Source organism: Rhodococcus globerulus (genome assembly GCF_019334125.1).
Taxonomy (GTDB): domain Bacteria; phylum Actinomycetota; class Actinomycetes; order Mycobacteriales; family Mycobacteriaceae; genus Rhodococcus_F; species Rhodococcus_F globerula.
In genome coordinates this window covers 1,309,968-1,323,941 of sequence record NZ_CP079698.1, presented here as the reverse complement: position 1 = coordinate 1,323,941, position 13,974 = coordinate 1,309,968, and the positions used below count along the sequence as shown (strand labels likewise).

The window sequence follows — 13,974 nt, the reverse complement described above, 5'->3', positions numbered from 1 at the left end:
AGGAGCGTCATGGTCGCTGAAGCAGTTGACTCTTTGTCATTGGTAACCCGGCACCTGAGCGGGGTCAGTGGCGACGAGGGGAAAACGCGATCGCTCCACATGTCGCGTGAACTCGCGGCTCCGATCACGACGGTGTGGTCGGCAATAGCCGACTTGGATCGCATTCCACAGTGGTTCATGCCTGTTTCAGGCGACGCCCGACTCGGTAGTCGCTATCAACTCGACGGCAATGCCGGTGGTGAGATTCTGGCGTGCACCGCGCCGCACACACTGAAGATCACCTGGGAATACGGCGGTGACGTCAGCTACGTGACGATCAAATTGATCGAAACCTCCAGCGGGGAAACGCTATTCGATTTCGATCACACCGCCGATGTCGACCCGGATCGTTGGAGTGAATACGGGCCAGGTGCCGTAGGGGTCGGTTGGGACATGGGATTGCTGGGATTGGCACAACACGTCGAACAGGGAACCAACACACCACTGGAGGCGCCGGAGTGGTCGGCAAGTGACGAAGCCAAGGCATTCATGGCAGCCAGTAGTGAATTGTGGGCTGACGCCGCGATTGCTTCCGGCGACGATCCTGCGCAGGCGCGAGCCGCCGCCGCACGAACAACCGCTGCATACACCGGGTAGAGATCATCTCCGCGGACTAACATCGGAATAGTCTGGTTGTTGCGGGACTTCCGCGCCACGAGCGGAGACAACGATGGTGTACCGGCTCATCGAAAGTGCGACGGTATTCGTTCACTTCAGCTTCATTCTCTACGTGGTCTTCGGTGGTTTCGTGGCGTGGAAGTGGCGTCATACAATTGTTTTTCACCTCGTCGCAGTCGCGTGGGGTGCAGGTTCGGTCCTGATCGGATATGACTGCCCGCTCACGCATCTCGAGAACTGGGCCCGTCGGATGGCGGGAAGTTCCGAATTACCGTCCGCAGGGTTCATCTCTCACTACATTGCCGGCGTTTTCTATCCGGTCAGTATCGAAGCGATTGTCCAGGGCGTTGCCGCGACAGTGGTCGTGGGTTCCTGGGTGGGATACGTGTTGCTCGGACGGCATGTGAAGTCTGCGTCGGTAGGGGCGCAGCCACGCCGTTGATGGTGTTTTCAGGCGAGTCCGGTCTCCCACGTGAAGCCGTCCGGATCGGTGAACGGCGCCCCGTCACCAGTGATGATGATTCGACTCGATCCGCTGCCTTCTGGGGCGACGCCCGCATCCTTGGCCAGGGCCTTCCGGCCGTACAGCGCAACCGTGAGCTTTTTCGGGGGAGCTGTGAACTGGACGTACTTGCGTCCGTAGCTTTTCGACACCTCGAGACCGTGATCGACGTAGAACTGCTTACTGGCCTTGACGTCCTCGACGCCGAGCAACAGCACGAGATCTTCGATCTCCCGGGTCGCTGGGCCGGTGTTCTTCTTCGACGACGTTGCCACTTTCCAGATTGCGCCGTCGGGTGCCTGTACAACACCGCCGTATCCCCAGAACGATTTCTTGACGGGCTTCAACACTGTGGCGCCGGCTTCGAGGGCCGCATCGACGAAGGCGTCGACGATGTTCGGCTGCGACACGACAAGCGAAAGCGTGTGGCCGCGGAACCCTGTTGTCGGTGTCTCCGACGCTCGTACACTCACGCGGTCTCCGACGCCGAAAGCATCGTAAAAGGATTGGGCGGCTGCGGTATCGGGGACTTCGAGGATCACGGACTCTGCGGTGGTCATCTTGGCGCTCCTCGTTGATATGCGAGCGGACTGGGTATCACGTGGTGAATTCATGTCTGTAACGGTAGTTTCGGTGCGGAAACCAACGCTTCTCGATTCCTGATCGGTTTTGTGCGCGCTCCGGGCTGCTACGGGTTTGCCTGGATATCAACAGATCTGGTGTGGGTGTAGAGGTCGCGCAGCAGGGCGACCTCGGACAGATGATGGATCAGCTCGCGGTGGATGTGCAGCACCAGATCGGCCATCGCCAATTCGGGGTAAGGCTCCTTCGCTCCGACTAGTTCCCGCAGGCCGCTCTCGCCGAGACTCCGGACTCCGGCGAGCCAGATATCGAGCTGCGTCTGGAGTTGCTCGAGTGCCTCGGCCCCGGTGCCGGCATACTCCCAGGTCTCGTACGACGCGGCGGCAGCGCCGAAGTGTGAAGCATTCCGCGCGGCAAGCACACCGACAATGACGTGGCCGAGTCGCCACGCGATTGTCGTGAAAGGCGGTGGGACCGGCTCGGGAAAGGCGAAGTCGATCGCGAACTCTCCAGCGCCGACATGCATCGGTGCCGTCGACTGGCCGCGAGGACGGATGCTCCAGGCATTGGGCACCGGGGACCAGAAATACTCGTCGTCGGTGAGACCGTCGAGTCGAGTTTTGATCTGATGGTTCCAATGAAATTCCCACTGCTCGCGGAGCGTACGATTCCAGTCGAATTCAGTTGCGTTCATGTACTCACTCTGCCAGCGTCGCTAGCTACGTGCGTCGGAGAGCAATCACGGGAATAGTGCGGATTCCAGCCGTCTTCTCTGCGTACTCTGCAAAACCGGGATACCGCTTGGCCTGCTCGTTGAAGATCTTGTCGCGTTTGTCGCCGGTCACGTCGCTGACAGCAACCGAGTACTTTTCGGTGCCGACTTCGATTTCGGCGTGGTCCGTTGCAGTGAGGTTGTAGTACCAATCCGGATTGGTGGGGGCGCCGGCTTTGGACGCAAAGACGTAGATGGTGTCGGGGTCTTCCTCATCGGCCAGGTACATCATCGGGCTGACGAATTCACGTCCGGACTTTCGGCCTCGATGGTGGACCAACACCATCGGTGCGCCTTCGAAGGGGCCTCCCACGTGACCTTGATTTTCTCGGAATTGGGCAATGATGTCTGCGTTCCAGTCGTCAGTACTCATCGTCGTCTCCTGGTTAGGACTGTGGGGGTTTCGATAACAAAATCTTGGCACACCTTGGGATGCGAGGGGTTGTGTTCAGACATACTTGATCTATTATCTACGCATGAACGCAGATAGTCAGGTTTGTAGGCGGAAGCTTCCCGACGATCAGGTGGACCTCGTCGTCGAGGTGTTTCGGATGCTCGCTGACGCGACGCGTGTGCAGATTCTCTGGGCGTTGGTCGATCGAGAGTGCTCGGTGAACGAACTGGCGGAGCGCGTCGGAAAGCCCGCGCCGTCAGTGTCGCAGCACCTGGCAAAACTACGGATGGCTCGATTGGTGCGAACCCGTCGTGAAGGCACCACTGTGTTCTACCGCCTCGAGAACGACCATGTGCGCCAACTGGTTACCGACGCAGTCTTCAATGCCGAGCACGCCGGTCCAGGCTTGCCGGGGCATCACCGCAACGCCGGAGAACTCCGTGAGATACATCCTGAGCGCGTGCCTCGTGGAAATGAGGAGGAGGGGGCGTCATGACGCACGAACCCACTGTTGGTCACGGCCACGGCCATCCTCGCGGTGGTTTCCGGTCTGCCGTGCGTGACGTGTTTGCGCCACACAGTCATGATGCGGCCGACAGCGTCGACGACGCTCTCGAATCGAGCAGGATCGGTATCCGGGCAGTCAAGATCAGCTTGGTGGCGTTGGGAATCACTGCTTCGGTGCAAGTGGCGATCGTTGCGATCTCCGGGTCGGTGGCGCTGCTGGCGGACACCATTCACAACTTTTCGGATGCGCTTACCGCGATCCCGCTGTGGATTGCCTTTGCTCTTGGACGACGAGCGGCAACGCGTCGATATACCTACGGATTTGGCCGTGCCGAGGACTTGGCCGGACTGTTCGTCCTGGCCATGATCGCGCTGTCTGCGGTGGTTGCCGGTGTCGAGGCAGTTAGGCGGCTCATCAACCCGATCGAGATCGATCATCTGGGATGGGTTGCTGCCGCAGGTCTGGTGGGCTTCGTCGGCAACGAACTTGTGGCGTTGTACCGGATCAGGGTCGGTCGGCAGATCGGTTCCGCCGCACTGGTCGCCGACGGATTACACGCTCGGACAGACGGATTCACGTCATTGGCAGTTCTGCTCGGTGCCGGGGGAGTTGCGTTGGGATTCCCGCTTGCAGACCCGATCATCGGACTTGTCATCACCGCTGCCATAGTTGCCGTGCTCCGCAGCGCCGCTCGTGACGTGTTGCGACGTCTCATGGACGGCGTCGAACCGGAGTTGGTGGACGACGCTGAAACCGCTTTGCGTGCGGAACCCGGCGTTCTCGGGGTTCGCGGCTTGAAGATGCGGTGGATCGGTCATCGGTTGCACGCAGATGCCGAACTCGATATCGATCCATCTGCGAGTCTTGCGGAGGCCCACGCGATTGCGCACAGCGCCGAACACACATTGACGCACGCGGTTCCGAAGCTGTCCTCAGCGTTGGTTCATGCGTACCCCGCTCACACCACGCTCGACAGGCACACAACAACATGACCACTTTGTTCTGAATATCCTGTTCACTAGGGGTTTCCTCGGTACGCTACGAAGCGTCGATCGGACGTATCTCACGCCGCCACGGAACGGGGAAACCAGTGATCGCTCGGTACAGAAGGTCGCTCGTTGCCCTGGTAGTGGTGTCATTGACGGTGGCCTTGGCTGCCTGCGCAACGGGTGATCCGGTATCTGGTGCCGGCGCCAATTACGGGTCGGACGGGGCGCCGGCCGACTTCCGGGAACCGATCAAACTCAGTAGCGTGGACGGTGTTCTCGAGGTGCGATTGTCTGCGCACCAGGGATCGGTGCCGCTTGATACTGCGTCGGGAACAGTGTCGGACTTCTTGCTCTTCGGATACGACGTCATTCGTGGCGCAGCGTCTGATGGGTCGAGTTCCGGAACCGATGTGTATCCGGCTCCGACATTGCGGGTGAATCCTGGCGAGCGTTTGATTGTCCACTACGACAACGACTTGCAAGATCTCACGATCGAGGACTTCTACGATCCCGCATTCACTCCGGCGGGTGGTGAAGTACCGATCTATCCTCCGGTGCTGACGTCTGCGCCGCTCAATCTGCACACTCATGGCGTGCACGTCAGTCCGGACGGTAATGCCGACAACGTGTTGCTCAACATTCCCGCCGGGCAGGGGAATGTTTACGACTACGCGATTCCCGGAACGATGCCCAACGGTTTGTACTGGTACCACAGCCACCGTCACACGCTCACTGCTCAACAGACATATATGGGACTCGCGGGACTGCTGGAAATCGGCCGCCCCGATGGGAATTTGCCAATAGTGACGGCCAATGACATACCAGTTCGCGATATGGCACTGCAGTACAACTTCATTTTTGACCGCAAAGGCCTGGGCCGAAAACTCAATGACGCAATGTGGCCACAATTTGTCAGCACTTTGGATCCGCCGACGGGTCAGGAACTTGCCGACGGCTCGTACCGCCCTAGTCTCGCGCCGGTGAATTTCTCGGAAACCACGGAGGGCTCACAGTATTTCACCAACTGGTACAGCGGGCCCTTGTCACCGGCCAACCATCGTGGGCAGAATCAGTTTGTCCCCGCAAATCTGCAGAGTTTCGTTGGCGAATCGACGAACGTTCCGGCCGATCTGTCGCTGCCGGACAATCAACGCGATGTGCAGTACACCGTGAACGGGCAGTTCCAACCTTCGTTGAAACTGAAGCCGGGTCAGACCGAAATCTGGGTGCTCGCCAATATCAGTGACTTCGCATACATGCCGGTTACGTTGACGGAAACCGCGACAGGCCACCATCCGCGGTTCGCGATAGTGGGTCAGGACGGAAACCCGTTCTCCGAGGTCAGGCCGCCGGTGGACGGTGACGGAACCAGGCTCGTGATTCCGCCGGCGTCGCGATACGCGATTGCGGTCACGATGCCGGAGTCCGGTGATCTGGTGCTGGAAATGCCGCCGCTCGACGGTGCACAACCGGTGAGCAATCCTGGCATTCTCTACACCAACAACGGCACCGATAATCCTCCTGCTGAGCTCGGAACCGTCACTGTCGACCCGTCGGTGATCAGTTACGCCGACGGATTCTTCACCTTCCCGACCCAGCAGCTGATCCGAGCAACGCCAGACGAAGGTGAAGGCAGGACAACACCATTCGAGTTCGGTCAGAAACTTGATGCCTATACGTCTTTCGTGGATACCGCAGCAGCGAATCCCGATGTGACCCGCAACCTGACTGTCTCTGGTGGATTCGGAAACAACAAGGCCAGTAACAGTGACCCGAAAGCCTTCACATATGAGTTCGCCGACAACACTTTCCCGAACATCCCCTTGATTCAGCCGCGGCTGAACTCGGTCGAGGAATGGACAATCACAAACCTCAACAATGACGAGCATCCAATGCATATCCACGTCAATGACTTTCAAGTGATGGAGGTTGTGGATCCTGTTGCCGGGACCACAACCGGGGTGCAGCAGTGGGGGATCGACAACGTCAACGTGCCTGCGCCTGTGACGGACGAGAATGAGAACGCGCTCGTACCGGCGTCGGTGACGCTGCGAACCAAATTCACGGAATATACGGGGACTTTTGTGATCCATTGCCATCGGCTCAATCACGAGGACAACGGGTTGATGGCGACGGTGAACGTGATTCCCGAAGTGTCGACGTATGCGGTTGCGGTGCCCGGTTCGCCCGGCGTGCCTGCAACAGTGCAGATCTTCGACGCGAACGGCGACGCGTTGCTCACAACCGTGACACCGTTCCCGTCGTTCGAGGGAACTCCGAGTGTGGCGATGGCAGACGTCAACGGTGACATGGTGCTCGACCTCATCGCTGGAACCGGAGGTGGAGTGGCACCGGAAGTCGTGGCGTACAACGCGGTCGACGGGCCACCGTTCACCGACGAACTGGCACGGTTTGCTCCTTTTGATGCGGGTTTCCGTGGTGGTGTCAACGTCGCCGGCGTCGATATCGACGGAAATGCATTGGCGGACAACATTATCGTGGCCTCCGGCCCGGGTATGGAATCGCAGGTCAAGATCTACTCCACCGTACTGCCGACGGACAAGAAGTCGGCGCCGGCCGAATTCGGATCGTTCATCCCATATCCGGGTTCGAGCAGCGGAGTCACCATTGCCACGGGAATGGTCGACGCGCATTCCGGCCGGGCGAGCATCGTGACTGCTCCCGGCCCCGGCGACGAGCCGTTGGTGAAAACGTTCCGGTATGACCTGTACGAGCCGACAGCAGCCGCCGGAAAGACCGACGAACATGAAGGACACACAGGTGGGCCGGTGGCGACCTCGCAGTTCTTGGCATTCGATCAGAGCTATCGAGGTGGGGTATCACTGTCGACCGGTTGGGTGGCCGGTGCGGAAGGCGGCGCGAAATCCATAGTCGCCGGGATGAGCGGCGGAGACGGAACGGTGCGAATCTTCTCGAGCGGATCACGCCTCGACGGATCACCTGAGATGTATCTGGAAAGCCCCGACCACCACTCAACCGACGTTGCCTTTCGGGAGATTGCGTCCTTCGATCCGTTCGAGGGGCTCTCCGGCGTGAGCGTTGCGACTACCAGCACCACAACGGGGGCGGATTTGCTGATCAGCGGTAGCGGAGCGAGTGCCGAAGTTCGGAAGTTCTCTCTGGGACGTGCAGATCCGTCTGCGACGACGCTTACGCCTAGCCTGATCGGAACATTGCCGCCCTATGCGAGTGGGATCGGAGCGTTGCCGCTAGGAGGTCGCTAGTGCGTATGTCGAACGTTGAATGCTGTTGCATGTCAGAAGTTCTCGAGCGTAGATCTCCTTAAGCCTGCCCGAAATGCCCCTTGAATCGAATGGTTGTTCGAGTATAATTGGGTCACGGGTGGGGAGGCCTTGATGACTACGGTCAGCGATTTTGTTTCGGTGGGGGGTGTTGTAGCGGGTTCGGCTGCGGGTGTGCGTGGCAGGTTGTGGCAATTGCGCCCGGCGGAGGTTCGGGACGTTGCCGTTAGTGCGTCTGCGGAAATTCTTCGGTTGGAATCGATTCGGGTTGCCGCTGTCGACGCGTTGGCGCTTAGTCCGGACGAGCAGGTGCTGTGTTACCGGGGTGTTGGTCGGTGGTTGGCGGCGAATACGATGCTGCAGAATGCGGCCGGTAACAAAATCGCCGCTCTCGGTGCCGCACTGCGGTCCTTCCCGGATGTTGCTGCGCAGTTCGAGGCCGGTGATCTCTCGCTCGATCATGCGGCAATAATCGTCGCGTTCTGTGAATCCCCACCAAAAGGTATGCCGGAGAACGCTCTACCGTCCTGCATGGCAACACTGCTCGCTGCGGCATCCGGGGTGGAAGCGACCACCATAAAACTCCGCTACGCGATTGCGGTCCTGGAGCGGATTTTCGAATCCGACGAGACCCCACCCGGTGAAGACGATGATCTCAACGTCTTGCGGATTTCGCCAACGCTCAACGGACGGGTCGCGATCAAGGGTGATTTCGACGCGCTCACTGGTGAAATGCTGTTGTCGGCACTTTCGGGGTTGTCGATGCCGAAGCCAGCAGCGGACGGAACCCCGGATCAGCGGTCGGCTGCCAAACGCACTGCCGACGCCTTCACGGAGTTGATTCGCCGGTACCTCGACAATGCCATGACCGGTGTTGACGGTGGTCAGCGTCCGCACGTGAATGTGCACATCACCGCGAAAGATCTTGCCGAGCATCGCGAATGCGCCGCTACGCGACCTAGCAGGGACGCAGAGCTTGATGTCGAAGATCTGGACGTCGGCTACATGCCCTGGATGAGACCACTGAGTGTGAGCCTGACCCGGATGCTCGCCTGTGACTGCATGCTCTCCACCGTGTTGATGGACGGCAACGGGGCACCGTTGGATGTGACCCCGCACAAACGCCTCGTCACACCCGAGCAGCGGACTGCGTTGATTGCCCGGGACAAAGGCTGCGCCTTCCCGAACTGTGATGCCGTACCTGCTTGGTGCGACGCGCACCATATAAAACCCTGGTCAACCGGAGGCTTGACGGTGATGGACAACCTCACCCTCCTCTGCCGTAGCCACCACCGATTGATCCACAGCACCAGCGGGTTCCGCGGGATCTGGGAAATCAAGATGGGTACCGATCACAAACCTTGGTTCATCCCACCAGCTGCGATCGACCCGAAACAACGACGCCGCCGGTCCACCACCCGCCAAGGCCCAGTGCATCGAGACTGAAACCGGCTCTGCCGGAACTGAATACCGTGTGAGAGCTTCGCATCACCAGGAAAGACGATGCGAAGCCCACACGCATGCGCAGCTCCTGAAGCAAACACGCACGGGTTCGCACGGCATATTCGTGGTGAGGGCCAAAGCGGGTAAGTAGGATTCCGCTGATGATGGGGAGGGACCGCTTTGCGTTCAGTGCTGCTGCGTGGTGCAGTGCAATCAGGGCAGCGACCAGATCTGTGTAGTGACGAGATAGAACACCACAACCCAGAACACTGTCACCGCTGCGACGATCGCCAAACCCTGAGCATTTATTTTCGCCGCGGGAACATCGGCCGGCGGACGCAACCAGCGACTCAGCAGACGGTTCACGTAATAAGGCATCGTGAAGAAACTCATGATGAAGCTCGAGAGAAGGTTTCCCACCAACAACCCAAGCCAGAGCGGCATTTTCAGTGGTGACAATGCCAAGGTCAGCAAGACGACAGTCGGGTACAGGCCAACCCACACCGCGATCGCAGTCTTGGTGTCCGATGGTGGTGGGGCTTCGTTGCCGTTCTCGTCGAACGCAAACCAACTGCCGAATGAATTGTCGACGGTGCGCAATTCGAAATCGTGGAACCTACGCCCCTCGGCAAGGAGTTCCTGACGTTCGGGGGAGGTCAGCCAGGTATCGAGATGGGCGGCGCTGTCGAAGCGGTAGAGAGTGGTCCATTCGTCTTGGACTCCGTCGACGGGTCGGAAAAGTTCGGTGCCGCGGAATCCCTCGAACGTGCTTTCCACCTCGCGCAGGCGGTCTTGCCAGGCAAGGAATTCCTCGATGTTGTCATCACTGACTCGGTGTGACACGACAACGGTGAGAAGTGGATCGGGTGGTTTGATCCCGCCACTCACTACCTGTTGGGTACCGGGTCCGTCGAAGAATTGGCGGCCGCGCTCGAGGAAATCCTGACGTGTCGCGCTGTTGATCCAGGCCTGAACATGAGCGATGGAGTCGAAGCGATACACGATTACCCACTCCGGGTGGATGGCCGTCGGCGCGGACACTTCGGTGCCCAGAAATCCGGCGTAGCCCGCGGCAGCCCGGTTGAGGTCCTTTTGCCAGACTTCGAACTGCTCTGCCATTCCGGCGTGTACCCGCTGACCGATGATGACTGTGGCGATGTTGTCGGCGGATGTTTCCGCGGTCATCGGTTCAACCCCGTGTAGATCCGTTCAGGAGTGAGGGGAAGCGACCGGAATCGGGTGCCGGTCGCGTTATGCACAGCATTCGCCAGGGCCGGGGCGACCGGGTTGATGCAGCACTCCGCCATGCCTTTCGAGCGGAGTGGGCCGACGGAATCAGCCGAATCGACCAATATCACCTCGGTGCGAGGAACATCTGCATACGTGGGAATGCGATAGTTTCGCAAGTTCGGGTTCATCATCGCGCCGGCTGCGTCCACATGAAAGTTCTCGGTGAGAGCAAAGCCGATTCCCTGCGCGACGCCACCTTCGATTTGCCCTCGAACTTGTGCGGGATTGATGATCACACCAGCGTCGGTCGCATGAACGCTGGAGAGTATCCGGATTTCGCCGGTTATCCGGTGCACCGCGATGCGGAAGCCGTGAGTATTGGACACCACGCTCCGCGGCGATCCGTAGGCCTTGCGGGCCACGGTAAATCGGATCCCGCGTTGCCTCGCGGCGTCGAGAACTTCCTGCAGAGTCAATCGTGTACTTGCGCAGACGATCTTGTCGTCGTCCATCGAGCACTGATCGACTGCAACGCCAGTGTGGTGTGCGCCAAAGGCAAGTAGGCGATCTCGCAACGCATTCGATGCTCGCAAGACAGCGTTTCCGGCTACAAACAGGCCGGCGCTGGCAAAAGCCCCTGTGTCGAAACCGGTACGGTCGGTGTCCGACTGGATGATTCGCACGCGGGACGGGGTGGTTCCCAACTGATTCGCGGCGATCTGGACGTGAGCGGTGGACGTTCCTTCGCCGAATTCGACTGTGCCGATGGCAAGTTCGTACATGCAGTCGTCGCCGAGCGTGAGCCAGGCCTCCGAGATGTGCTCAGTGGGTGGGGCGGTCTCGTGTAATGAGCTGGCTGTGCCGGTGCCTATGAGCCATTCCTCGCCGAGAGATGGGACCGGCGTGCGATCCAAAGCGGAGTCCACCAGGTCGATGCACTTGCCGAGTCCGTCTTCGGTGAAGATGACGTCATCGGGTCCGTCCTCGAGTGCCACAAGTGAATCGCCGGGCCGCACGATGTTGCGTCGGCGCAGTTCCAGCGGGTCCATGTTCAACGCGAGTGCGAGTTCGGTCATCGCGGACTCCACGGCAAATGCGGGCTGAGTCATCCCGTAACCGCGCAGGGCTCCACTCGGAACGTTGTTCGTGTAGACGGAATACGCGTCGAACTTCTTGTTTGCGCATCGGTACAGCGAGACGGCAGCTCCGCCGGCGAACAACGTTTCACCGCCGTGGTTTCCGTAGGCGCCGGTGTTGGAGATGTTTCGGTACTGAAATGCGGTCAGCGTCCCGTCCGCCGTGGCGCCCAATTTGATAGTCAATTTCATCGGATGTCGCGGAGATGCGGTGGTGAACTCCTCTTCGCGCGTGAACTCGAGGCTGACGGGTCGGCCCGTGTCCAGTGTTGCCAGTGCAACGAGATCTTCCGTGATCACCTCTTGTTTTCCACCGAATCCGCCGCCCACCCGTTTGCAGAACACGCGAAGCTGATCCGGCCGCAGATCGAACAGGTGCGAAAGTTTGACCTTGGCAATCGACGGCGACTGCGAGCTGGTGCGCACGTGCAGGCGTTCGTCCTCCATCCAGGCGATGGAACCGTGTGTCTCGAGGTGCGCATGTTGGACCCGGGGCGAGAAGTATGTGCCTTCGTGGATCACGTCCGCCGCTGCGAACCCGGCGTCCACGTCGCCGACATGCCCATGGATCTCGAGCAGGATGTTGTGCTCGGGGTCGCGGACAAACGGGTCGTCCGATCCATGCAATGCCGGGGCGCCGTCGGCCATCGCCTCCTCTGGATCGAAAACAGCCGGGAGAACCTCGTACTCGACCACAACTTTGCGACGACCTTCTTCGGCTGCGGCAATGGATTCGGCAAGTACGGCTACCACCCGCTGCCCGACGAAGCGCACCACGTTGTCGAGAATGTAGGTGTCGTCGGGATCCACAAGGTGGTCGGTATGGATAGCCGTCGTGAAACGCTTGCGCGGCACGTCTTTCCAGGTATAGACGCGGTGCACTCCGGGAACGGCGAGCGCAGCAGCAGTGTCGATCGAGACGATTCGTGCGTGGGCGTGCGGTGAATGCAGCACCTTCAGATGCAGCATCCTGCCCGTCGGTGTATCGATCGTTGTATCCATCGTGAACTCGGCGCGGCCGGTCACGATATCGGTAGCGGCGGGTGCGCCGACGCTTGTCCCTACTGCTTGCCCGGGTAGTGCAACCTCGATCGCGCTGACTCCGTTGACCGCGTCCTCGATCGCTCGATACCCGGTGCAGCGGCACAGGTTTCCCTTCAGGGCGCGCGGCAGGTCGTCCTTCTGATCGTCGGTCAATGCTGCCGCCGTCATGATCATGCCGGCGGTGCAGAAGCCGCACTGAAATCCGGGCGCGTCGCGGAACTGCGCCTGCATCGGGTGCAGATTCTCCGGAGTTCCGAGGCCTTCGATAGTCGTGACATCCCGACCTTCGGCTCGAAAGGCGGGGGTGATGCAGCTGTGGATCGGAGCGCCGTCAAGCCAGACGGTGCAGGCTCCACAATCGCCCCCGTCACATCCTTTCTTGACGCCGTGATGGCCGAGTGTCCGGAGGAAGGTGCGTAGACACTGCCCGGCGAATGGCTGCTCGCTGAAGATCTTGCCGTTCACCACGTAGCTCATAACCGGTCCTCGCTCAGTTCCAGGCGCAGCTCCTCGGCGTAATGCCGGGCGAGGTGAAGGCGGTGGTCAGGGGTGCCGTTCGGGTCGTCGAACCAGGCAGCTTCAGGAATGGCATTGATGACGTGCTGCAGCGAATCGCGGTCCGGGATGGTGGCAAACGACAGTTGGATCGGTCGGGTTGTTCCGGCGGTGATGGTGAGCAGGAGATCAGTAGTGCCCGGTGTCCGAGTAGCGATCATGAAGATGGTGGAACGGCCGAGGTGGGTGAGACTGAATCGGCGGTGGGCGTGACGTTTGGTGAGCGCGTGAATCGGAATGTCGATGCTACGAAGCACCTCGCCCGGTTCGAGGATGTTCTGGTGGTCTCCGATCACAAAATCGGCGGCGTCGACGATTCGTTCGGTGCCGTCGGTGGACCACAGCGTGTATGTCGCCTCGAGTGCGACGCACAGCGTGATCATCGGGCCGGCGGGCAGCGACATGCAGATGTTCCCGCCCACGGTTGCGCTGTTCCAGACCTTGAACGAGGACAGGAAGTACTCACAACTGATACGACAGAGTTGAGCCGCCGGCCAATCACCCGGCGCTACAAACGTATACAGGTCATGGATCGTGCAGGTTGCGCCGATGGTGAGACCGGTCGCGTGTGTTTCCAGCGGCGTCCAGCCCAGCGTTGTCAGATCGACAAGGCGATCCAGATCGGGCTGTTCTGCTGAAAACAGCCATGTACCACCGGCAAGCCACGCGTCGCCGACCCGCCAGATCGCACCGGGGCGATCCGGTGGTCGCCGAACTACGTCGTTGATGGTGGTGAGGTCCATGCGTCGTGCTCCCCTCGGGGAAGTGACATACCGGACTGCGACATTACCGAGTACACGAAGCGCATTCACATGTTTCGGGTATTTCAGACCAATCGGAATTAAGTCCAACTGGTCGGTGCATGCGATTTCAGATTTTGGGTACGTCTGAGTACGGGG

Annotated in this window: 12 protein-coding genes; 6 read left to right on the top strand and 6 right to left on the bottom strand. The window is 59.9% G+C overall.

Features of this window, described 5'->3' with window-relative positions:
- Positions 1 to 9 precede the first annotated feature (9 nt).
- Positions 10 to 636, top strand: a complete 627-nt coding sequence (locus KYT97_RS05820; protein ID WP_045070150.1) for an SRPBCC family protein — start codon at positions 10 to 12, stop codon at positions 634 to 636.
- A gap of 73 nt (positions 637 to 709) precedes the next feature.
- The gene (locus KYT97_RS05815; protein ID WP_045070148.1) at positions 710 to 1,099 is read left to right on the top strand and encodes a DUF2784 domain-containing protein; all 390 of its coding nucleotides are present in this window, start codon (positions 710 to 712) and stop codon (positions 1,097 to 1,099) included.
- 8 nt (positions 1,100 to 1,107) lie between these two features.
- Here the strand turns inward: KYT97_RS05815 and KYT97_RS05810 are convergent, their stop codons facing one another.
- From KYT97_RS05810 to KYT97_RS05800, 3 genes are all read right to left on the bottom strand, one after another.
- Positions 1,108 to 1,719 carry a VOC family protein gene (locus KYT97_RS05810; RefSeq protein ID WP_033230898.1) on the bottom strand — a complete coding sequence of 204 codons (612 nt, stop codon included), beginning with the start codon at positions 1,717 to 1,719 and terminating at the stop codon, positions 1,108 to 1,110.
- A 128-nt stretch (positions 1,720 to 1,847) separates the two neighbouring features.
- A complete protein-coding gene (locus KYT97_RS05805; RefSeq protein WP_219111910.1) occupies positions 1,848 to 2,435 on the bottom strand; it encodes a DinB family protein in 588 nt (195 codons plus the stop codon).
- A gap of 25 nt (positions 2,436 to 2,460) precedes the next feature.
- Positions 2,461 to 2,886, bottom strand: a complete 426-nt coding sequence (locus tag KYT97_RS05800; RefSeq protein WP_033230896.1) for a nitroreductase/quinone reductase family protein — start codon at positions 2,884 to 2,886, stop codon at positions 2,461 to 2,463.
- A 103-nt stretch (positions 2,887 to 2,989) separates the two neighbouring features.
- Between KYT97_RS05800 and KYT97_RS05795 the strand changes: the two genes are divergently transcribed.
- The 4 genes from KYT97_RS05795 (at position 2,990) to KYT97_RS05780 (ending at position 9,113) form a co-directional block, all read left to right on the top strand.
- Positions 2,990 to 3,403 (top strand): ArsR/SmtB family transcription factor, encoded by a 414-nt coding sequence (locus KYT97_RS05795; RefSeq protein ID WP_219111909.1) that lies wholly within the window; start codon positions 2,990 to 2,992, stop codon positions 3,401 to 3,403.
- Complete coding sequence (locus KYT97_RS05790) at positions 3,400 to 4,407, top strand: cation diffusion facilitator family transporter (protein ID WP_219111908.1); 1,008 nt, start codon at positions 3,400 to 3,402, stop codon at positions 4,405 to 4,407. The genes KYT97_RS05795 and KYT97_RS05790 overlap by 4 nt, the downstream gene beginning before the upstream one ends.
- A gap of 98 nt (positions 4,408 to 4,505) precedes the next feature.
- A complete protein-coding gene (locus KYT97_RS05785) occupies positions 4,506 to 7,649 on the top strand; it encodes a multicopper oxidase family protein (RefSeq protein WP_219111907.1) in 3,144 nt (1,047 codons plus the stop codon).
- Between the two features lie 132 nt (positions 7,650 to 7,781).
- The gene (locus KYT97_RS05780) at positions 7,782 to 9,113 is read left to right on the top strand and encodes an HNH endonuclease signature motif containing protein (RefSeq protein WP_219111906.1); all 1,332 of its coding nucleotides are present in this window, start codon (positions 7,782 to 7,784) and stop codon (positions 9,111 to 9,113) included.
- A 210-nt stretch (positions 9,114 to 9,323) separates the two neighbouring features.
- Here KYT97_RS05780 and KYT97_RS05775 read toward each other — a convergent pair whose 3' ends face one another.
- Genes KYT97_RS05775 through KYT97_RS05765 form a run of 3 tightly spaced genes read right to left on the bottom strand, consistent with a single transcriptional unit; the run spans position 9,324 to position 13,818 of the window.
- Positions 9,324 to 10,295 (bottom strand): antibiotic biosynthesis monooxygenase, encoded by a 972-nt coding sequence (locus tag KYT97_RS05775; RefSeq protein WP_045070134.1) that lies wholly within the window; start codon positions 10,293 to 10,295, stop codon positions 9,324 to 9,326.
- Positions 10,292 to 12,997, bottom strand: coding sequence for a molybdopterin-dependent oxidoreductase (locus tag KYT97_RS05770; protein WP_219111905.1), 2,706 nt, complete (start codon positions 12,995 to 12,997; stop codon positions 10,292 to 10,294). Before KYT97_RS05770 ends, KYT97_RS05775 begins: the two co-directional genes overlap by 4 nt.
- A complete protein-coding gene (locus KYT97_RS05765; RefSeq protein WP_033230890.1) occupies positions 12,994 to 13,818 on the bottom strand; it encodes an FAD binding domain-containing protein in 825 nt (274 codons plus the stop codon). Before KYT97_RS05765 ends, KYT97_RS05770 begins: the two co-directional genes overlap by 4 nt.
- Positions 13,819 to 13,974 lie beyond the last annotated feature (156 nt).